This window comes from Thermofilum sp. (assembly GCA_038741495.1).
GTDB lineage: Archaea > Thermoproteota > Thermoprotei > Thermofilales > Thermofilaceae > Thermofilum.
Window position 1 is genome coordinate 453,119 of record JAVYKX010000002.1, and the last position, 20,621, is coordinate 473,739.

The 20,621-nt window shown below is 61.2% G+C and carries 18 protein-coding genes; 11 read left to right on the forward strand and 7 right to left on the reverse strand.

The window, feature by feature from the left end; translation table 11 throughout:
* Positions 1 to 4: 4 nt before the first annotated feature.
* Positions 5 to 694: a hypothetical protein gene (locus QXU72_07190; protein ID MEM0495022.1), complete on the forward strand. Its 690-nt coding sequence runs from the start codon at positions 5 to 7 to the stop codon at positions 692 to 694.
* On the opposite strand, the gene QXU72_07195 is transcribed toward QXU72_07190, so the two are convergent.
* From QXU72_07195 to iolM, 4 genes are read right to left on the reverse strand one after another with little or no spacing between them, the layout of a single operon-like run.
* Positions 623 to 1,477 carry a GTPase gene (locus QXU72_07195; GenBank protein MEM0495023.1) on the reverse strand — a complete coding sequence of 285 codons (855 nt, stop codon included), beginning with the start codon at positions 1,475 to 1,477 and terminating at the stop codon, positions 623 to 625. The genes QXU72_07190 and QXU72_07195 overlap by 72 nt on opposite strands.
* Before the next feature lie 58 nt (positions 1,478 to 1,535).
* A complete protein-coding gene (gene gyaR / locus QXU72_07200) occupies positions 1,536 to 2,549 on the reverse strand; it encodes a glyoxylate reductase (GenBank protein ID MEM0495024.1) in 1,014 nt (337 codons plus the stop codon).
* Positions 2,550 to 2,609: 60 nt separating this feature from the next.
* Positions 2,610 to 3,533, reverse strand: coding sequence for a 3-dehydro-scyllo-inosose hydrolase (gene iolN / locus QXU72_07205; GenBank protein ID MEM0495025.1), 924 nt, complete (start codon positions 3,531 to 3,533; stop codon positions 2,610 to 2,612).
* A gap of 36 nt (positions 3,534 to 3,569) precedes the next feature.
* Positions 3,570 to 4,775, reverse strand: a complete 1,206-nt coding sequence (iolM, locus tag QXU72_07210) for a scyllo-inosose 3-dehydrogenase (GenBank protein MEM0495026.1) — start codon at positions 4,773 to 4,775, stop codon at positions 3,570 to 3,572.
* Positions 4,776 to 4,906: 131 nt separating this feature from the next.
* Between iolM and QXU72_07215 the strand changes: the two genes are divergently transcribed.
* Positions 4,907 to 5,749 (forward strand): sugar phosphate isomerase/epimerase family protein, encoded by an 843-nt coding sequence (locus QXU72_07215; GenBank protein MEM0495027.1) that lies wholly within the window; start codon positions 4,907 to 4,909, stop codon positions 5,747 to 5,749.
* 16 nt (positions 5,750 to 5,765) lie between these two features.
* Here QXU72_07215 and QXU72_07220 read toward each other — a convergent pair whose 3' ends face one another.
* Positions 5,766 to 6,995, reverse strand: coding sequence for an Nre family DNA repair protein (locus QXU72_07220; protein ID MEM0495028.1), 1,230 nt, complete (start codon positions 6,993 to 6,995; stop codon positions 5,766 to 5,768).
* A 65-nt stretch (positions 6,996 to 7,060) separates the two neighbouring features.
* On the opposite strand from QXU72_07220, the gene QXU72_07225 reads away from it, so the two are divergent.
* From QXU72_07225 to QXU72_07235, 3 genes are all read left to right on the forward strand, one after another.
* A complete protein-coding gene (locus QXU72_07225; GenBank protein ID MEM0495029.1) occupies positions 7,061 to 7,468 on the forward strand; it encodes an RNA 2'-phosphotransferase in 408 nt (135 codons plus the stop codon).
* Positions 7,469 to 7,571: 103 nt separating this feature from the next.
* Positions 7,572 to 9,089 carry a hypothetical protein gene (locus QXU72_07230; GenBank protein ID MEM0495030.1) on the forward strand — a complete coding sequence of 506 codons (1,518 nt, stop codon included), beginning with the start codon at positions 7,572 to 7,574 and terminating at the stop codon, positions 9,087 to 9,089.
* Between the two features lie 14 nt (positions 9,090 to 9,103).
* Positions 9,104 to 9,415 carry a hypothetical protein gene (locus QXU72_07235; GenBank protein ID MEM0495031.1) on the forward strand — a complete coding sequence of 104 codons (312 nt, stop codon included), beginning with the start codon at positions 9,104 to 9,106 and terminating at the stop codon, positions 9,413 to 9,415.
* Here the strand turns inward: QXU72_07235 and QXU72_07240 are convergent.
* Positions 9,412 to 10,245, reverse strand: a complete 834-nt coding sequence (locus tag QXU72_07240) for an aldo/keto reductase (protein ID MEM0495032.1) — start codon at positions 10,243 to 10,245, stop codon at positions 9,412 to 9,414. The two genes, QXU72_07235 and QXU72_07240, sit on opposite strands and share 4 nt — an antisense overlap.
* 114 nt (positions 10,246 to 10,359) lie before the next feature.
* Here QXU72_07240 and QXU72_07245 point away from each other — a divergent pair, with 114 nt between their 5' ends.
* Positions 10,360 to 11,751, forward strand: coding sequence for a thymidylate synthase (locus tag QXU72_07245; protein ID MEM0495033.1), 1,392 nt, complete (start codon positions 10,360 to 10,362; stop codon positions 11,749 to 11,751).
* Positions 11,752 to 12,149: 398 nt separating this feature from the next.
* Positions 12,150 to 13,478 (forward strand): hypothetical protein, encoded by a 1,329-nt coding sequence (locus QXU72_07250; protein MEM0495034.1) that lies wholly within the window; start codon positions 12,150 to 12,152, stop codon positions 13,476 to 13,478.
* A gap of 256 nt (positions 13,479 to 13,734) precedes the next feature.
* On the opposite strand, the gene QXU72_07255 is transcribed toward QXU72_07250, so the two are convergent.
* On the reverse strand, positions 13,735 to 14,976 hold the full coding sequence (locus QXU72_07255; GenBank protein ID MEM0495035.1) for a SufS family cysteine desulfurase: 1,242 nt from the start codon (positions 14,974 to 14,976) through the stop codon (positions 13,735 to 13,737).
* A 118-nt stretch (positions 14,977 to 15,094) separates the two neighbouring features.
* Here QXU72_07255 and QXU72_07260 point away from each other — a divergent pair, with 118 nt between their 5' ends.
* From QXU72_07260 to QXU72_07275, 4 genes are read left to right on the forward strand one after another with little or no spacing between them, the layout of a single operon-like run.
* On the forward strand, positions 15,095 to 16,636 hold the full coding sequence (locus QXU72_07260; GenBank protein MEM0495036.1) for a phenylalanine--tRNA ligase subunit alpha: 1,542 nt from the start codon (positions 15,095 to 15,097) through the stop codon (positions 16,634 to 16,636).
* A 5-nt stretch (positions 16,637 to 16,641) separates the two neighbouring features.
* Complete coding sequence (gene pheT / locus QXU72_07265; GenBank protein ID MEM0495037.1) at positions 16,642 to 18,318, forward strand: phenylalanine--tRNA ligase subunit beta; 1,677 nt, start codon at positions 16,642 to 16,644, stop codon at positions 18,316 to 18,318.
* The gene (locus tag QXU72_07270) at positions 18,288 to 18,989 is read left to right on the forward strand and encodes an HAD family hydrolase (GenBank protein ID MEM0495038.1); all 702 of its coding nucleotides are present in this window, start codon (positions 18,288 to 18,290) and stop codon (positions 18,987 to 18,989) included. The genes pheT and QXU72_07270 overlap by 31 nt, the downstream gene beginning before the upstream one ends.
* 48 nt (positions 18,990 to 19,037) lie before the next feature.
* Entirely contained in the window at positions 19,038 to 20,573 is a 1,536-nt protein-coding gene (locus tag QXU72_07275; protein ID MEM0495039.1) for a glycogen/starch/alpha-glucan phosphorylase, read from the forward strand.
* Positions 20,574 to 20,621: the final 48 nt, after the last annotated feature.

Here is a 20,621-nt window from a genome sequence, read left to right on the forward strand (position 1 = left end):
CTGTATGGGCACTGATTTGTTATTTCTCGCTGATTTAGCTAGGCGCGCAGTTGTTGCTGGAGTCTTGCTGCTCTCTGGCTGGAGCGATTACAGGACTCGCGAGGTTAGCGACTCCTACTGGGTAGCTGGGGCAGCCGCAGCGGGCCCTCTGCTCGCCTACCTCTACGTTCACCGCTACTATTATTGGCAGCTCCACCTGCTCTCTATCCTGTTTGCTGCGCTGCTATCCGCGGCCGTTTGGAGGCTGAGAATCACCGGTGAAGCGGATGCTCTTGCCTTCATCTTCATAGGGGTTTTCGAGCCGCCTACATGCTATCACCCACTCACGTTATTCCCCCTTGCCTCTACGGTTCTCTTCTCAGGAGTTGCGGCGCTCGCGATATCTCTCTACAATGCTATCGAGAATGTGAGCCGTGGAGCTCTACACGAGCTTAGAGGGTACTCGGTCTTCAGCAAGGCTGCCTTCCTTCTGGCGTTGCGGTACGTCACGAGAGAGGAGTTCGAGAAGAAGTCCTACATGTTCATCCCGTCTACCAACGAGAAGGGGGGGCCGCAGCTCACGCTGACGACAGAGCCTGCAACCCCTCCCCCCGGCCTAGAGAAGTTCTGGGCTTCAGTGCTCCTACCCTATGTTAGCCTGCTCGCGATCGGCTTTCTCGCGTACATGCTCCTCGCCCTCCTCCTCTGCCCTTAGCCCGTAGTCCTCCGGCTCGAGGTAGAACCTGTTCCTCCCGGTTTGCCAGTCTCTCAGCAGGATCCTCGCAGCCTCCTCCACCTGCGGAACCCCGCCCTTACCCAGCAGCCCACGCTTAACCGCGAGCTCCTCGATGAACTTGTAGAGGCTGCCGCTGTCCGAGCTTGAGGGAGCAAAGCCGTAAAGCTCGACTAGAACCTCGGGCCGCTTGCGGGCAACGATTTCGAGGAAGCGCATCGCCGCCGGAACAGGATCTTCGAGCGCTTCAGGCCTCAAGGCGCTGCGGAGCGCTAACTCCTCCTCGCTCAGCCTCGGCACGATCCCTGGAGTGTCTACGACGCGAAGCCACCGAGAAGCTCTGACTCTCTTCGGGCTAGTCGTGAAGCCGGGAATGGGTGAGGTGCCCGCACTGCGCCGTCCCCGCAGGTAGTTGATGATAGTTGACTTGCCGACATTAGGCAAGCCCACCACCGCGACGGTGACGGGGCGTTTTCGCGTTGCTCTTCTGATCTCAACCCAGAGCTTCCTGGTCCCCATCCTTTCCCTAGCGCTTAGAAACACAGTCCTCCTCTCTCGCCTCAGGAGCTTGGCCCAGCGCTCTAGGATAGCTCTCGGAACTAGATCTGCCTTGTTGACTACGATCACCAGCGGTTTTCCCAACTTATCTGCCAGCTTCTCTACCTCCTTCACTCTGGTCCCCCAAGGGTCTCGTGCGTCGACAACCTCCAGGATCACGTCGGCGCTCTCGATGATAGAGCGCACTTGGCCCCACTTCTCGCTCATACACGCTACGCTTCAGTCAAAATGCGGATAAAAAGAAGCTCTTTCCCCAGACAGGAGGCTAAATTACCTTCACTTTATCCAGCGGGCGCACCGAGAGCACTTCCTTGTTGACCAGCGCGGGCGGCATCTCTCCCTTAAGGACGGCGACGATGTTTCTCGCCGCGAGCTCTGCCATCCTCTGCCTGGCCTCGATAGTCGCGCTGGCGATGTGAGGCGCAAGCACGACATTGTCGAGCTTGGTGAGCGGGTGATCTTTCGGCAGCGGCTCTTGCTCGAACACGTCCAGCGCAGCTCCCGCGATCCAACCTTCCTTCAGCGCCTTAACGAGAGCTTCCGTGTCGACCACAGCGCCTCTCGCAGTGTTAATCAAGTACGCGGTTCTCTTCATCTTCTTCAACCTCTCCTCATTGATCAGGTGGTAGGTCTCCTTCGTGAGCGGAGTGTGAAGCGAGACTATGTCAGACTCCTTGAGGACTGTGTCGAGGTCAGCGTACTGGATATTCAGCACAGTCTCCACGTCCCATCTCCTCTCGATGTCGTAGTAGAGGATTCTCACGTCGAAGGATGAAAGCCTCTTCGCTACAGCCACTCCGATGCGCCCGAGCCCGACGAGGCCTATGGTCTTACCTTTGAGCTCTGGCCCCGTGAGGAAGTACGGGTGCCAGGGTTTGTCCCAGCCTCCTGACCGGATGAGCTTGTCGGCTTCCACGATCCTGCGCGTGATCGCGAGGATAAGCCCCACGGTGAACTCGGCAACGGCGTCGGTGAGGACTCCAGGCGTGTGCGTCACGTAGATGCCTCTTCGCGTAGCTTCGTTCACGTCGATGTGGTCGAACCCCACGCTGTACGTGCTGACAACCTTCAAGTTAGGTGCAGCATCGAAAAGCTCCCTATCGATCTTGTCGGTCAGCAAGCAGAGCAGGCCATCCTTATCCTTAACTTTCTCGAGCAGCTCCTGCCTGCTCGGCGGGAACTCCCTAGAGGGGTGAACCTCCACGTCACAGTACTCCTTAAGAATCGAGAGGCCGGGCTCAGGGATCACTCTAGTCACGTAGACCTTAGGCCGAGGCATACAGGCTAAAATGGCGGAAGATAATAAAATTTTTTCTTTATTTACTAGTTTATAAAATGCTTAGTATTTAAAGTCTCCCGGGTTAGGCCAGACCTGAGGTACAACGCCCGGCGGGTACGTCCTGTGAAGCCAGTCCACGAACTCGACCAGCCTCTGAATGACTGTCTCAACGATTACCTCGCCCTTCTCCCTGCTGGCCTTGCTCGGGTAGCCAACGCTCCCCTTCGGGTAATGGTGTATCTCCATGTAAGCGCTCACGTCGTACCAAGCTAGCGGCCTGTTGTAGACGTTCCCAGCCCTATCGATCCACTTGTCCGGGATTACGCCGACCATCCTCTCCGCGTCAGACTCTTTCAGCTTCGTCGGGTCTACGAGCTTAGGTGCAACGTACCAGAGCACGCTCCCCTCAACTTCATCAGCGTGGATGAAGGGGGTTTCGATGAACAAGCCGGGTTTCAGCTCAGTACCGACCTGCAGCTTGTCGACAGCCCAGCGCCACCAGCTGGTAACCAGTATGAGAGCTTTCACCCCCTCCTCGATGATCGCCTTATCCTTAACTATCGGGAGCACGTACTCCTGGCCGTGGCTGTTGAAGAGAATGATCTTCTTGAAGCCAGCGTTGCTCAGCCACTTAACAACGCTCGTAACGTAGTCGATGTACGCCTCCTTCTTCACGGGAATCGTGCCCGGCATCCCGTAGTGGTGGCTAGGGTGGCTGCCGTAGTAGATAGGTGGAGCGACCGTCACGCCAGTCTCGAAGGCCACGCGCTCCGCGATGTACGTTCCGATTATCGTGTCCTCGCCTATAGCCTGAGCCAGGCCGTGCGACTCTGTGGAGCCGCAGGGAACCATCACGATATCGTTCTTCTTCACCCTTTCAAGGAGCTCAGCCATCGTCATCTGGTCGAGGTAGATTTTCTCGCCGAACTTGTTATAGACGGGACGCGCGAACCGGGACTCGTACTCGACCATGATTTTTCCCACTTATTACGTTGTCAAGTCTAACTTATAGTTTTCTTTTCATGGCTTAATAGTTATCTTTCCATCAATCCTCTGGTGCGCTCTCTCGAAAGCCTTGTAGACGTCGTCCAAGCTGAACCGGGAGGTTATCACCTGGGTCATATCTATCCTGCCTGCAGCCATGAGCCTGATCACGTTTCTGAAATTCCCGAAGCCCGAGTGGCCCTGGCTCCCGAAGAGCTGGCTCCTCCGCACCTGGAAGACCTCGAGGTAGATAGGCACTTCTTTCGGAGCCCTACCGATCCAAGCGATCTTACCATCTATAGCGAGGCTTTTCTGCATCTGCGGCAGAGTGTGCTCCGGTGCTCCAGCGGCCTCGACGTGCATCTCCGCACCGGAGCCCCCCGTAACCTCCATGATCTTCTCCCAGGGTTCTACGCCATTCTTTCTGAGCTCAACAGGGTTGAAAACGTAGTCGGCACCCACCTTCTTCGCCAGTTCTCTTCTCACCGGGCTCACCTCGAAGACAATGATTTTACCGGAACCTGCGGCTTTCGCCAGCGCGATAGCCGCCAGACCGATGGGGCCAGCCCCCCAAACCACCACGTAGGCGCCCGGCTTGAACCCTCCGGCTCTCGTGAACATTGCGTGGTAAGCTACGCTCGTCGGCTCCACGAGGCTCCCTGCCTCGAACGCTTTGTCTTCGCTGCCGTACCTTTCGAGGAGCGAGTCTATCTTCCAAACGTACTTCGCCTTAACGACCACGTAGTCGGCCATAGCGCCGTCGTGCGTAAACCCGAGCTCCCCGAACTCCAGGTCAGCCGGGTCGTTCAGGCGGGTGCAGTGGTTGAAGTCCACGCTGCGGCATGCGTCACACTCTCCACACCAGAACATCTCCTCGGAAGTCACCATGTCGCCAGGCTTCAGCGTCTTCACGTTCGTTCCTACTTTCTCTACTACCCCGCTGAACTCGTGGCCGATCACTACGGGGAACTTCGTCAGCCCCGGGTAGAGAATGTACCCGTCCTCGTCAGTCTCCAGGAAGTGAACATCGCTGCCGCAGATCCCGACAGCTTTAACTCTGATCAGAACCTCGTCAGGTCGAGGCTCGGGGATAGGGTAGTCCGTCCTCAGAACGAGTTTCGGGTTCTTCCACACCATGCTGCCTTCTCTGACTTTCCTAGTCCTCAGCTCATCCTGGCTGAGCTTGTAACCCGGTCTGGGAGCAAAGTCAGCGCTAACTAAAGCGGCTCTCATATTTGCCATTCGTGTCAACTACCTTGAGCTTATCACTACCTATAAGTAAGCCGCATAAAGCTTAAATTTGGAGCCCGAAAGGGGTTAAGCACCTCCGTTAATAATCTCCGCCTTTATGGGGATACACCTGTGTGTGAGCGATGATTGGGCCTTTCAAAGTCTCAATGGTAGCGACGCCGGTAAGGGCGAAGTTCGAGGCTGTGGTTCAGGAGACGTTCGCCAGAGTAGTTGACCTCCTGAAAGAGCTCCAGTTCGACGGTGTTGAAGTATCTGTACTCGAGCCTGAGGAGCTCTTGGAGGCAGCGAAGCTCGCGCGCGATAGAGGCTTAGAGATCCCCGCCGTAGGAACGGGTCTCAACTTCCTGCACTACGGCCTAAGCCTAACGCATCCCGACCCCGGCGTCCGGGAGAAGGCTCTCGCCAAGCTGAAAAAACTAGTCGATGCTGCTTCATCGGCAGAGGCTGGAGGAGTTATCGTAGGCCTGATCAGGGGCAAGGGGGAGGAAGCCCCGAGCTTGGAGAAAGCTCGAGAACTGCTCCACGCCTCACTGCAGGACCTTTGCAGGTACGCTGCGCTGACCGGGGTGAAGATCTTCCTGGAACCGCTCAACCGCTACGAGAGCAAGCTGGTCAACACTGTTGCAGAAGGTCTAGCGGTGATCGAGGAAGTGGGTTGCGAGAACCTGCTCCTCCTACTCGATACTTTCCACATGAACATCGAGGAGAGAGTTATCGAGGACTCTATCAGGCTGGCGGGCGGCAAGATAGGCCACTTCCACATCGCGGACAGCAACCGCCTAGCACCCGGCCTCGGGCATCTGGACTTCGCCAGCATCCTGCACGCGCTGAGCGACACAGGCTACGCTGGCTACGTTTCGGCTGAAGTCGTAGTGAAACCCGATCTCGAAACCGCGGCACGCCTCACGATAAACACCGTGCGTATCGCCGCCGTAGGCTTAACGGTTTACCTCGACCACGCCTAGACCCGCCGGGGCCTTTTCAGCTGGTGGCGAAGAACTCGAGCAGGCTCCTCTGGGCTCTGAGGCTTCTGAGCAGCACGCTTCGGCTGAGTATCTCGCTGATAGGAGTGAGTGTGAGCTGACTCACCTCTTGCAGCGCCTCCTCGAGGGTGCGCGCCCTCAGGGGGCTGCCCCTCAGCGCGTTTCTCACCCCCTCTCTTATCTGCCAGTTTCCGACCGGAGCGAAGTACTCAGGTGTGATCTCCCTTATGGCTAAGCACGCTGCCTGCTTCCCCCTCCTCGCAAGGTTCTCGAGGACTGCGAATCTGATCGCCTGGTAGCCGCCATCCTCCCCCGAAGCCCTTCCGTCGCTCCACTCGTGAATCGCGTAAATGTGGGCTCTCTCGCTCGGCACCCACACGCTGTGCGGCATCCAGACTTCCACCATCTCCATTGCCCAGCTCCCCGGCATCAGGAGGATTACGTACCTGTTCCCGATGTAGCTGGAGTGGTAAACCTCGTACTCCGAGATTTCGGGGTAGCCTCTGACTCTTCCGAGGAGGTAGTCGCCCAGGGTTTTATCAACAGCAGTGATCGCCCACCTCGTCGGTACCAGCCTCTTCTCAACCCCCAGGAGCCCTGAAGTGAGGAGGCGCTGAAGGTAGTACACGTCGAAGCCGTAGCTGTAAAGCTCGATTAGAGCTCGCCTCGCCTTCACGCGGTCCTCGGCGAGCGAGTCCACGCGCCTGGGTATGGAAGGGTTACTAGCGAGCTGCAGCTTCTCGACATGCCCCGAAAGTCCTACGGGCTTCAGGAGAGGGTCGAACCGCAGCCTGAACACGGGAGGCTTCCGGAAGAAAGCCTCCGAGTCCACGGGCTTCACCGACGCAGCCGCCTCCCGGACAGCTTCCAGAGCTGCTGCCGCCGCGCTGCCCACGTGAACCACTTCGTACGAGAAGACGAGCTTCGCCCTGAGCCTGACGATCTCGTAGAGGCTTAGCTTACCCCACCACGAGCTGGGATCCTCGAAGAGGGCTGGCTCACTTTCGTCCGAGAGGGGTAGGTTCGCGCCCACCCGCACGTGAGGGTAGCCGTGCTCCCCGACGAGAACGGAGGGCGGGGTTGCCGACTGCAGCTCTCTCAGCCCCTGCAGCTTCTCGAGCTTGAGCTGCTCCCGTATCTTCACGAGGATGGGGCACTCGGGTAGGCCGCAGAGCCTCCTAGACCCTTTGCAGGACGTGCACAGCTCTGGGGACCTCCGGGTTAACACAGCCTCCGCTGCTCTCTGCTCTCTCCCCCGCAAATACATAACGCCGTTTACAGCGAAAAGATGCGATGAAGCCGATCTACCGCTGCCGCAGGTGCGGTGTCCTCACAGAGGAGGAGTTGCACTGCAGAACTCCAGCCGAGCTAGTTCTCGAGGGGGACAGGCGGGAGAGACTGAGCAAGCTTATGAGCGGCGCGCTCAGGCACTTCCCCAAGGCGCTGGGGCTCCACATCGACGAGGAGGGTTTCACAGCCGTGAGCCAGCTCGCCGCCGCACTGAGGAGCGTAAAAGGCTTTGAGTGGGTGACTGAGAACCACGTGCGAGCTGTAGCTGCGATGGACCCTAAAGGGCGCTTCGAGCTAGCCGGCGAGGCGATACGAGCCCGATACGGGCACTCTCTTCGCGTCAGGATAAGGTACGCAGAGGAGTACCCCTCCACACCACTCACCCCGTGGCGAAGGCTGTGTACACGGTGAGCCACCCGCCCCTCAAGCGCGCCAGCACCACTCTCCCGGGGGCAACGCCCCCGCGTCCCTTGCGGCCATAAATAGGGTTTGGGCAAGTGAAGCTGGGGAGCGGATGGGGGCCAGCACGGCGAGGGGAGTCCCCGAGAAGAAGGCCCCCGGGGAGGGCTTCAGGGTCTTCAGGGTGGAGTTGAACAGGAGAGTGAGGGGAGAGCTCGCGAAGCTCTACCGGCGTCTCGTGAGCAGGGATCCTTCGCTGCCGAAGGGCGCCTTCTACTACCACGAGAGCTGGGAAAACGAGGATGCGAACGTGCGGGAGCTGCGGGAGCGGGCGGGGAAGCGATCCCCGCCGAAGCGCGATCCACCGTACTACCTGCGGGTCAAAATCACCAAGGACGGGAAGAGAATCCACGGCAGCAAAGGCGCCCCCGCCGTGGTCGACCTCAGCAGGGGCGAGCTGCGGATCCCCTGCGCTGGGATCCGGATCCCCCTGAAGCCCTCGCTGCTGAGGGCGCTGGAGGAGGATCTGTCCCTGGTTCCGAAGCCTGAGCTCGTCGCACAGCTGACCTGCAGGGGCAGGCTGCGCATCGTCGCTTTCAGGAGCCCGCCGAAGTGGTGGCTCTACAGGGAGGAGTGCGCGGACCTCGCTGTCACCCGCCTCCAGCCGCCCGTCAGGGTGGTAGCAATGGACGTGAACAGCGTGTACGGCCTCACCATCGTCGTCTTCGACGTCACCGAGGGCGGCGTGAGGGTGCCGAAGTCGCCGATGCGGTGGCAGCCGCCGAACGACACCCTATTCCTAACGATGGCGAGCGTGCTCCGGAAGATCGCCCAGGGCCTGCCGCCGGAGCCGCCTAGGGGCGCCAGCGAGGAGGAGCTCCAGCGCTGGCAGTGGGCGCTCGAGAGGGTGAGGAGGCTGGAAACGAGGGTTGGAGCGCTGACCACTGAGAGGGCTGACAGGCTCCGCTGCCAGCTGGAGCGGGCGGCGAGGATAGCGAGGAAGCGCTGGGCCCGGAAGGTGGTGCACGAGCTCAGGCAGCTCGTCCGCGAGGCGGGCGGCAGGGCAGTAATCACTATCGACGCCCCCGACCCGGAGAGCCTCAGGAACAGTAAGCTGCAGAAGACCTACCTCAGGGTCGAGAAGCTCGTCAAGAACCTCTGCGCTTACGAGGGGGTGCTCTACCGGAGGGTGAGGGCTTCCGGCAGGGCGTGCCCCCTCTGCAACCGGTGGTGCGAGGAGGTGGGGCACCGGTACTACAAGTGCCCGAGGTGCGAGCTGGTGTTCGACCGGGACTACGGTGGAGCTTTCAACGCAGGCCTCGAAGCCCTACCGCCACTGCTCGCAGATGAGCTGAGGAAGTGGCTCAAAGCCCACCCCAAAGCGCTGGCGCCGAACTACGGCAACAAGCCCAGCCAGAGCCCCCGCTTCCCGGGACACCCGCCCGGACGTCGAGCCCGTTCGGGGGGCGCTCCCGGGGGGCCGCGCGCGCGAAGAGGGGACGTGACCCCGCCCGCAGGCGCACCGGCGACGGGCGCCGAGGGGCGGGCGAGCAGGCTGCCGACGAGGCGGCCGGCCCCCATGACCCGCCCCGGTCTCCCGCGAGGAGGCCGCAGGGCGGGCCCCAAGGCTTAAGCCGATGAAGGGAGATGAGCACCGGCGCGGGCCTCTTCCACGGAACCTCGAGGTCTAAGCTCGCCAGCATCCTGAAGAGAGGGCTCCTGCCGATGCGCAGACTCTTCGTCCACCTCACGGTAGCATACGAGGATGCGCTGGCGAGGGCGCTGGCCCACCCGGACCCTGTAGTGCTCGCTGTGAACCCTGACTGCATGAAAGGAAGGGTGAAGCTCTTCCGAGCGAGCAAGACGGTCTACGTAGCTCCCTACGTGCCGAGCGACTGCATCAGCGTCGCGAGCGGGGATCGAGAGCTATCCCTGCCGGAGCGCGCCGGCGAGAGCTAAGCGGGAAGCCGCCTGAACTGCTCGGAGATCAGCCGCCAGTCCTCATCGCTGAGTCGCCAGCCGGCAGAGCCTATGTTCTCCTCGAGGTGCCAGATGCTTCCAGCCTTCGGTATCGGCACGACGGAGGGGAACCTCAGCAGCCAGTTGAGAGCTACCTGAGCGGCTGTCTTACGGTACTTCGCGCCGATCTGAGCCAGGAAACGGTTCTTGGCCAGCTCCCCCTCCTCTAGCGGGGAGTAGGCGATGTAGAGCATCCCCTCCCTCTCCGTGTAGGGTACAACGGTTTCCTCGTCGCCTCTATCAAGGAGGCTGAACTTGTTCTCGACAGCCGCAACATCCTCCCTGCTCAGGCAGGCCCTCGCCTCCTCGATAAGCTCTAGGCTGAAGTTGCTCACACCGATAAACCTCGCGATACCTCTCGCCACGACAGCTTCGAGAGCGCGCATGGTCTCGCAGAGAGGAGTATCCGTAGGCGGCCAGTGAATCAAGTAGAGGTCGATGTGCGTTCCGAGGCGCTTCATGCTCGCCTCAGCGCTCTTAAGCACATCGTCGTACCTCGCGTGAGTTGGCCAGACTTTCGTCACGATGAAGACCTCCTCCCTGGGAAAAGCCTTCACAGCCTCGCCCACAAGCTCCTCCGAGTGCCCCCCTCCGTACATCTCGGCAGTGTCTATCAGAGACGCCCCCAGCTCGATCCCCCTCCTCAGGATAGCGATCCACTCCTCGTCCCTGCTCCTATCAGGGCTCCAGAACCCTCCACCGATACCCCACGTCCCCATTCCGAGAGCCGGGAGGCTCATCCCGAGCTTCGGGAAGTACTTCTTTTCCACAAGCCTCGGCTATGCCAGCCGGATAAATATCTGCTTTCCTTCGTAGTACGAAGGTAGTTTCGCCGAACTTGCACGCATTCATAAAAACGCGCGCTCGCGCGGTGAAGAGCAGGGATGCGCAAAGACGTCGCCTTCATCAACCCCGAGTCCAACGTCGCCGTGGTTACTCTTTGGACTAAGAAGGAGGTGGTCCTGGAGAAGCTTCGCGAGCTCGGCGTGGAGGAGCGTGTTCACGCGGTAGGCACGCTGTACACCGCCTACGGGGTGAACTACCTCCTGCACTCGCTAGCGCGCAACCCGAGGATCGACACGCTAGTTGTTTTCGGGGCAGACCTCTCGGATAGCGGTGACGCTCTAGTGGGCCTCTTCCAGGGGAGGCCCCCGCCCTCCCTGAAGCTCATGTGGCCTCTCGAGGTGCTGAAACCTCTCCTGGAAGCGGTTCGCGTGGTGGACCTCAGGGAAGCTTTCAAGCGCGGTGACTGGGCTGCACTGCGCGAGGCCGTGCTCGAGAGCTATAAGCCGGGCGCCTCCAGGCATGTGCTCGGCCTGGAGCTTGAGGAAGTTAAAGTGGATTCTTGGCCTCTGCAGGCGGCCGGGGCTTACGTCGTGGAGAGCGACCTGCTGAGGGCCTGGGTGAAGCTCCTCGACTCGGTAATGCGATGGGGCCGGGTCAAACCGTCCGAGTACGGTGAGAGGCAGAAGCAGCTGCTGGGCGCCCTGGCCGTCCTCAGGGCTGAGGAGGCGCTGCGCAGCGCCGTGAGGCTTCAAGCCTACATACCTGCTGAGGAGCTGGAGAAGCATGCGCGCAGCCTGCTGGAGGGGGCTCGCGGCGCATCGTACTCCTACGGGGATAGGCTGAGGGCGCACAGGGAGGCTGGCGACCAGCTGTCCACTTTCATCGCGAAGCTTTCCTCGAGCCCGGCCACCCGCCGCGCAGTGATGCTGACATGGGATTTCGCAGCCGACCCGGCCTCTCCCGACCCCCCGTGCCTGCTGCTCGTCCAGGGGGATCTCACAGACCGCGTGTACAGCCAGGTTGCGTACTTCAGGAGCCATGACGCGTTTGGCGCTTGGCCGCTGAACGCCTACGCTCTCCTGCGGCTAATGGAGGAAGTGAAGATGAAGCTAGAGTCGGAAACCGGTGAGAGCATCCGGCTGGGGAACTTGCTGATTTTCAGCGCCAGCTTGCACGTCTATGAGCACGACTGGCCGAGGGCTAGGGATCTGCTCGAGAAGAACCTCGAGGCAGCGCTCCACGCTTTCGTCAGAGACGATAAGGGCGACTTCCTCGTGAGGGTGGAGGGCGGCGAGATAGTACTCGAGCTCAGAGATCCTAGTGGAGCTCTCGCCTTCTCCGCGAGAGGATGCAGCGCGAGGGATGTGCTGAAAAAGATCAACCTAACCCCCTTGATGCCCAGCCACGCAGCCTACCTCGGACGCGAGTTGGCGAGAGCCGAGCACGCTCTGAAGCATGGGCTCGCGTACACTCAGGACGACTCAGGATAAGGTCACACTATACGTCTCTAGACATCTCCTGATCCTGCCCCCTATAGGGAAACGTGGAGGGGGCGGGTATGCGGGTTCGCGGCAGGGAACAGGCGGCTGCAACCCGGAGAGCGTGGAGTGAAAACCTCCGCGCGGAGTGGGCAGCATCTAGGGGGTGAGCGCCCCCTCGAGGGCCTTGTTGAGCTCCTCGTCGAAGCTCAACCCCTCCCGCCTCGCCCCCAGCTCCCTCATGCCCTTGCTGCTTGCGAGCTCCTCCATCAGCCTCACCCTGTGGCGAAGGCTGTGTACACGGTGAGCCACCCGCCCCTCAAGCGCGCCAGCACCATTCTCCCGGGGGCGCTGCCCCCGCGTCCCTTGCGGTCATAAATAGAGCTCGGGCAAGTGGAGCTGGGGGGCGGATGGAGGTCAGCGTGGTGAAGGGAACCTCCGGGAAGAGCGAGGCCCCGGGGTTCGAGGGCTACCGAGTCTTCCGCATCGAGGTCAATGCCGCGCTCCGGCAGCGCTTGAAGGAGCTCTACGGCGAGGTCGTCAGGGCCTTGCAGGGTGCGGGAGGTGTCCCGAAGGGGCTGCTCTACTACGGGGAGGAGTGGGTGAGGGCACGCCTCGCCGCAGTGCTCAACCGCTTCAAGGCGGGGAAGCGCACGCCGCCGGAGAAGCTCCCGCCCATACCCCTGCTGGTTCGGTTCCGGTGGGGTGGGCGGGAGTACGGTGCAGGGGGTGCAGTCTGCGTCATCGACCTCGGCGCCTGCATCCTGAGAGTCTGGAACATCATTGTTCCGCTGCCTCCAAAGCTGTGCAAGATGCTGGAGGGGGAGCTGGAGCTGAGCCCGCCTCCAAAGTTCACGCTGTTCCTCTGCCAGGACGGGGAGCTCAGGCTGGTGGCGTGCCGCAGCCCGCCGAAGTGGTGGGTGGCGGTGCGGGAGGAGTGCGACGACTACACCGACTTCTACTTCCCGCGGCCCTTCGCGGCTGTGGGGGTGGACGTGAACAGTAGGAACGGCATTACGGTGCTAGCCTTTGAGGTCGGCGAAAGCGGAGTGAAGAGAATCCTTAGGAGGAGGATCAAGTTCCCGAAGAAGGGGTGGAGGCTGGTGAAGATCTTGCAGCGCTACAGCAGCCTCGCCGCCAACGTGCGCAAGGGGCGCCAGTCGGCGCAGACCTATGCTCGACTACGCGAGGCTTACGAGAAGCTCCGGGAGGAGTTCCCGGAGCTGCCGCCCACCCCGAGCAGCGCCGAAAAAGTCGTGCGCGTAATCCACCGGGCTCACAGGGCCCGAGTCATGAGGAAAGAACGCAAGCTGTCCGAGCTTGTGAGGAGGCTTGCCAGGGCTTACGGGGGAAGGGTTGCGGTCTTCGTGGACAAGCCCTCCCCCGAGAGCCTGAAGGGGAAGCCATGGCAGCAGAGCCTGCTGCGCGTTGCGAGGAGGATGCGAACGACGGTGCGCTACGAGGGAGGTTACTACAGGGAGGTGAGGGTTTCGGGGAAGCGCTGCCCTCTCTGCGGGGAGCGGGGCGTTCCCTACTCCCCTGAGGGGGAGGAGAGGAGGGCGAGCTACTTCTACTGCCAGGGCTGCAGGATCGCCTGGAACCGGGACTACGCTTCATCATTCACCGCCGTCGTCGAGGCGCTGCCATGGCTCGCCGAGGAGCTCCGGGAGTGGCTGCGCAGCCACCCTACGGATCTCCTCGGCTCAGCGACGCTTACGCCGCCAACCCCCGGGGCCTAGGCCCCCGGGGAGAGCCCCGTTCCCGGGACGCGGCCGGGCTCTGCGCTCGGCCAAGTGCCCGGGTGCTCCGCGCGCGACCGAGGGGGAGAGCAGCCGGGAGGCGCTCCGGCGACGGGGCGCTGAAAGGCGTGAGCAGGCCGCCACGAGCGGCCGCCCCCATGACGCCCGCCCCGGTCTCCCGCGAGGAGGCCGAGGGGCGGGCCCCAAGGCCTAAGCCGATGAAGGGGGATGACCCGGCGCGGAAACAGGACGAGGTCTAGCTGCGCACGAGCTTGAGGATCTTCTCCAGCGTGGCCTGGAAAGCGTCAACCTCCTCGAGAGTGTTGTAAAGGTAGAAGCTCGCCCTCACAGTTCCGAGGGGCGCCCCAAGGCGCTTAACAAGGGGTAGAGCGCAGTGGTGCCCGCTTCTGACGGCAATACCCCCCTCGACGTCGAGAAGCTGAGCCAGCTCGTGAGGAGTGAAGCCTTCCACTGTGAAGCTCACGACCCCTGCTCGGTCCCTTGTGTCGAGAGGTCCGTACACTCTCGCCCCCAAATCGTTGAGCACGGAGAGGATCCTCTCGGTCAGCTTCTTCTCGTGTGCCGCTATCTCCTCCATGCCTACTCTCCTCAAGTACTCGACAGCTGCAGCAAGGCCGACAGCGCCCGCGACGTTGGGTGTGCCAGCTTCGAACTTCTGCGGGGGGCTTAGCCACTCTGCCCTACAACTATCTTCCGTACAGTCGACTAGCGAGATCGCTCCTCCTCCCGGGAAGGGTGGTTCGAGCTTCTCGGCTAGCTCCCCCCTGATATAGAGCCCTCCGGTCCCCATGGGTCCGAGCATCTTGTGCCCCGAGAAGGCGAGGAAGTCCGCGTCCAGCTTCTTGACGTCTACGGGGAAGTGCGGCACGCTCTGGGCCCCATCCACCAGGCAGAGAGCTCCCCGCTCGTGAGCGATTCTGCACACCTCCTCTACGGGGTTCACAACCCCTGTGACGTTGCTCACGTGCGTTAGCGCGACAACTTTAGTCTTTCCGCTCAGCTTCCTCTCGAAATCATCCATGAGAAGTCTACCCTCGCTGTCCACGTCAACTACCTTAAGCTTGGCCCCGGCTATCCTCGCCACGGCCGCCCAGGGCAGGAGGTTGCTGTGGTGCTCCATTCTCGTGACCACGATCTCGTCCCCCTGCCGGAGCATCCCGCTGGCGAGAAGTGAGTAAGCTACCAAGTTGATAGACTCTGTAGCGTTCTTCGTGAAAACCAGCTCCTCGGGGAGCGCGCCTATGAAGGCGGAGACCACTTTCCTGGACTGCTCGTAAGCCTCGGTAGCTCTCAAAGCTAGCTCGTGGATGCTTCTCCCAATGTTCGCGTTCATGCTCCTGTAGAAGTTTTCTACAGCCTCGAGCACCTGGACGGGTCTCTGGCTCGTGGCTGCGTTATCGAAGTAGATGAGAGGCTTTCCGTGAACTTTCTTCTCGAGTATGGGGAAGTCCCTCCGGATAGCGCAACTGTTCAGCACGTGCAAACTACCTTGTCATCTCAATAAAAATGTTAGAGTGGACAGCGCAGCTCGCGGGTAAAACGATATATCACTCTCAGCAGCAGGCTAAGGGAAGCTTTAAAGGGTGTGCTAGGGTATGCATCCCGGTGAGCATGGAGCGCCAATTTACCTCGTTGAGAGGCAGCGCAGAATAGCTCTCGAGGCTGTGAAGAGGAGCGTCGACGTCGACGAGCTCGCGCGCAAGCTGGGCGTCCCCCGAGAGAACCTGATGCGGGACATCGAGGAACTGAGAGCTAAGGGCTTGATTCTCGTGGAGAGAGTCGAGGAGCCCGCCCTCGTTCTAAGCGAGGAAGGCGAGAGGTACCTCCGCGAGGGGCTCCCGGAGAGAAGAGTGCTGGAGGTGCTCAGGAGATTCAGGAGCCTGGACAGGCGCGAGGTGGTAGCTCGGGCCGCGGAGCTCGGGCTGAAGCTTACTCCGCAGGAGGCGGAGATCGGCTTAGCGCAGCTTGCAGCCGCCGGAGCGGTCTCCTTTGCTGGGAGCGTGGTCTCGCTGAGCGAAGAGGAGCGGGGCGAGAGGAGAGTCAGGGAGGTGGAGGAGGCGCTCGAGGGCTTAGCGGGAGGGTTTGCACCCCGCGAGGATATAGCCGCGCTGCTGAGGCGCCGGAGGCTCGCAGAGCTCAAAAAGCGGGTTAAGCTGGTCTTGAGAGCCACCGAGGTTCTTTCGAAGCTCGCCAGCGAGGGCAGGATTCTCGAAGCGCGCGTAGTGACCGAGCTCACGCCTGAGCTCATTTCCAGCGGGGAGTGGAGGAGAGTTGTCTTCAAGCCCTTCGACCTGGCTGCTGAGCCTCCGACACCCTTCTTCGGCAGAAAGCACCCCTACCTCGAGTTCCTCGACTGGGTGAGGGAGATTCTCGTATCCATGGGCTTCGAGGAGATGAGGGGTCCTCACGTGGAGCTGGAGCTCTGGAACTTCGACGCCCTCTTCCAGGCCCAAGACCACCCAGCCCGGGAGATCCACGACACCTACTTCATCAAGGGGAACCTGCTGGGGCGGTGCGGCGACGAGGAGCTGCTCGAGCGGCTCGCGAGAGTCCACGAGGACGGCTGGGATACCGGCTCCAGAGGCTGGGGCTACAGGTGGGATCCGAAGCGCGCGCTCCGCCTGATACTCAGGACTCAGACCACAGCGGTGTCGGCCAGGACCCTCTACGCGAGAGGCGAGGGAGAATACATGTGCTTCGCGCTGGACAGGGTCTTCAGGCCGGAGAATCTCGACGCTAAGCACAGCATGGAGTTCTACCAGCTCGAGGGCATCATCGTGGGTAAGGATGTAACTTTCCGCCACCTCCTCGGCTTCTTCCAGGAGATTGCGAAGAGGCTGAACCTGGGCGAGGTGAAGGTGAAGCCGGCCTACTTCCCCTTCACGGAGCCCAGCGTGGAGGGCTTCATAAAGCACCCGAAGCTGGGCTGGATCGAGGTGTTCCCGGGAGGCATGTTCCGCCCCGAGATGCTGCGCGCGCTCGGCCTCAGGGGGGTGAACGTGGCGGCCTGGGGCATAGGCATTGACAGGATAGCGATGACTGTCCTGGGGGTGGACGATATCCGGCTGCTCTTCGCCCGCGACCTCTCGTTCATTCAGAGGGCTCCCAGGCCCGTGCCCGAAAGCCTCGTGAGGTGAGAAGAATGCCGGTGATCGAGGTCGCTATTTGGGACCTGGAGCGCCTGGTGGGGCGCGCCCTTGATGCGGGCGAGCTGGCCGAGCTGCTCCCCAAGCTGAAGTGCGAGGTCGAGAGCATCGAGGGCAACCGGGTGAGCTACGAAGCTACCCACGACAGGCCCGACCTGTACTCTGCCGAGCTCCTCTCCGTCGCCCTGAAGGGGCTTCTAGGAGTCGAGCGGGGTCTGCCGAGGTTTGCCGTAGGTGATCCCGCGGGCGATGCACGCTTGGAGGGACCCCACTACAGGCCTTACGCATTCTTCGCTGTGGTTCAGGGGGTAGAGCTCGACGACGAGTCCATAAGGCAGCTGGTCCAGCTCCAAGAGAAGATTCACCTCACGTTCGGCCGAGACAGGAGAAAGGTCTCGATAGGCTTCTACGACTTGAGGGGTATCGAGTTCCCGATCAGGTACGTTGCCTGCGATCCAAAGTCCGTTAAGTTCAGGCCCCTCGGCTTCACAGTCGAGATGACGCCGGAGGAGGTGCTGAAGCAGCACCCGAAGGGCATAGAGTACCGCCACCTCGTCGAGGGACACGCTGCAGTTCCGCTAATCTTAGACGCTTCGGGGAAAGTGGTGAGCTTCCCGCCGATAACTAACAGCGAGGATTTCCGGGTCACCGAGGATACTAGGGACGTTTTAATCGACGTTACAGCGACGGATCTCGAAGCAGGCAGGAGAGTGCTTTCGATAGTAGCTTCAGCGTTTGCAGCGAGGAAGGGAACTCTGAGGCCTGTGAGGATCCTGGGGGCAGGCCTTGAGGAGCTGTCCCCGAGGGTCGAGCCGGGCTCCATAACCTACGACAACGAGCTGACTAGGCGGCTACTCGGCCTCGACCTCTCAGTGGAGGAGGTGGCCGACCTCCTTCTCTCGATGCGGATGAGCCCGAGGCAGCTGGACCGGCAGCGCTTGGAGGTTCTTTACCCGTACTACAGGCTGGACATCCTCCACCCGGTGGACATCGCCGAGGAAATCGCGATGGCTTACGGTTACGAGCGGTTAGCCCCCGAGCCCCTGCCGCCGAAGCACCCCGGAAGAGAGCACCCGCTCGAGGTGTTCACGCGCGTAGCTCGCGAGGCGATGGTTGCTCTAGGCTTCACCGAGGTAAACAACTACATGATGTCGAGCAGGAAGCTCATGTTCGAGCTGATGAATCTGCCTGACCAGCCCATTATCGAGGTCGAGAACCCGAGGCACGAGGCTTACCAGGCGCTCCGAACGTGGATCGTGCCTCAGCTGCTACTCGTGATGGCGAGCAGCAAGCACGCAGGCTACCCGCAGAGGATCTTCGAGGCGGGGGACATCGCAGTACCCGACGAGGCTTCGGAGAACCTCACCCGCGAGGAGAGGCACCTGGCCTTCGCGATCGCCGGGAGAGGAGTGACGCTGACTGACGGCTTGAGCACGCTTAAGGGCTTCGCCTCCCTACTTTCCCTCGAGCTGAGCCTATCCCCCTTCGAGCACCCGAGCCTTATCCCGGGCAGAGCGGCTGCCGTGAGCTTCTGCGGGAGGGAGAGCGGCTTCGTGGGCGAAGTGCACCCGCAGGTTCTGGAGAACTTCGGCCTAGAAGTTCCCGTCGTCGTCTGCGAGCTGAACCTTGAGAGGGTGAGGGAATGCTACCTCTCGAGAAGGGCCTTCTCGTAGATCTCTGGGGCACTCTCTTCTACCCCTCCGTCAGCCTAGAGGAGTACCACCTTCGCCGAGCTGAATGCCTATCCAGGGTGCTGGGCCTCCCCCTCGAGAGCGTCTACGAGGCTTACACGCATGCGAGAAGGCTCTCCGACGCTGTGAGAGCATGGTCGATGAGAGAGGTCGACGTTGTGGGGGAGGTTGTGATGATGCTCGCGAAGCTCGGCGTAGAGCCCGAGAGGAGGCTAGTCGAGAAGCTCGTGGAAGCGTACATGACCCCTTACGTGAACCTCCTTCAGGTCGCGGAAGGGGCTGCGGAGCTCCTCGAGAGCGCGCGGGAAGCAGGCTACAAAATCGTCTTAGCGTCCAACACGCTGAGCTCCAAGCACACAGTCCTGCTGCTACGGAGAGCCGGGCTCTACAGCTACTTCGACTTCATGGCTCTCAGCGACTCCATCGGCTTCCGCAAGCCGCACCCCCGCTTCTTTTCCCACGTAATACTTGGGGCCGGCATCTCGCCCCAGCGGAGCATCTTCCTGGGCGACGAGGAGTCGGATGTGGTCGGCGCGCAGCAGTTCGGTATGACCACGGTGGTTTACACGGGCTTCCACGAGTACAAGGGTAGCGCTAAGCCGAGCTTCGCAACCTCCCGTCTTCTCGACGTTATCGGCCTCCTGCGCGGCTAGCCTCGCCAAGCTTTTTAAAAAACGTTCAACAATGAAGATGCGTTGACTATGGCTAGCGATCCCGACGTGATAGTGAGTGTGACTCCCGAGATCGCTCTCGACATCGGCTGGACGTACTCCGGAGGCCTTGGAGTCCTCGAGGGCGACAAGTTCTACGCTGCAGCCCGGCTCGGCCTAAAGTACTTTGCAATCACGCTCCTCTACACCGGCGGCTACGTGGACTACGAGTACGACGAGCAGAAAGGCTTTATCGCCAAGCACCAGGAGCAGAGCGACTTTATAAACTCCCTGGTTCGGAGCGGAGAGCTGGAGGTGGAGATCGGGGGGCGCCGCACGCCTCTCAGCGTCTGGGAGTACAGGCGCGGCACCGCGACCGCCGTGTTCCTGAAACCCGAGGATCCCGAGCTGGCTAGGATAACCTCCAGGCTGTACCTGGAAGATAACGCGCGCGAGCGCTTCCTCAAGTACACTGTGCTCGCGAAGGGGGCTGTCGAGTACATTAAGAGCTTCGTGGGCCTCGACAGGGTCCGCTACATTGACCTCCAGGAAGCGTACACCGCGCTGATTCCGCTCGCTCTGAAGATCCCTGGGCGCTACAGGCTGATCGTCCACACTCCAGGACCCTGGGGCCACCCGGCGTTCCCCAGCGGCTTCTTCAGGGAGGAGTACGGCTACTACTTCATCGAGGACCCCGTGGTCCTCACCAGCATCGGCGCAGCGCTCGCCTGGGAGGTGATCTTCGTCTCCGCCAAGCACTACGACATCATGAGGAGGGTGCTGCCCCACTACATCGACAAAGCGCGCTTCGTCACCAACGGCGTCGAGCTAGAGCGCTGGATGCACCCCCAGCTGCTCAAGAGCCTGGCGAAAGGCGAGCTGGACGTCGAAACCCTAGCTAAGCTTAGAGGGGAGATGCGGGCAGAGCTTCTAAAGCTGCTGAAGTCGAGGAAGCCCGAGCTCCCAGAGGACGCGATGATCGTGACTTGGGCGAGAAGGTTGACAAGGTACAAGCGCCCCTACTTCGCGGCTAAGCTCATCGAGGAGACGGAGGGCAGAGACGTGATCTTCGTCCTGGGCGGTAAGGCCCACCCGCACGACGCGGAGGGCCTCGCTTACATGAAGCAGTTCAAAGAGCTGGAGAAGAGGTACCGGAACGTCGTCTACATCCACGACTTCGACGCGGGGAAAGCCAAGCTGGTTGTACAGGGCTCTGACCTCTGGTTGTTCACCCCGTTCCCAGGCTGGGAGGCTTGCGGGACGAGCTTCATGAAAGCCGCGGTGAACGGCGTCCCGTCCCTAGCCTCGAGGGATGGCGGCGCCGTGGAACTCATCAAAGACAACGTGAACGGCTGGCTGTTCGGAGTAGATCTCAGGGACCTCACCTCTCTCAGCAGCGCCCAGTCCCAGAAGATCGACGAGAGCGAGTACGCAGAGATGAAGGCGAAGTTCAGCAACATTCTCGCGAAGTTCAGAGACGAGAGGAACGAGTACATGCGAGTCTCCCTGAGCGCTGTGCTCACCTTCGCTCCTAGAGTCAGCATGGACAGAGTCATGCGGGAGTACTATCCCGACATGGTTCGTTGAGCTCCGCGTTAGGAAATACGCTTTTTAGCACCCCGCGCTCCTACTCTC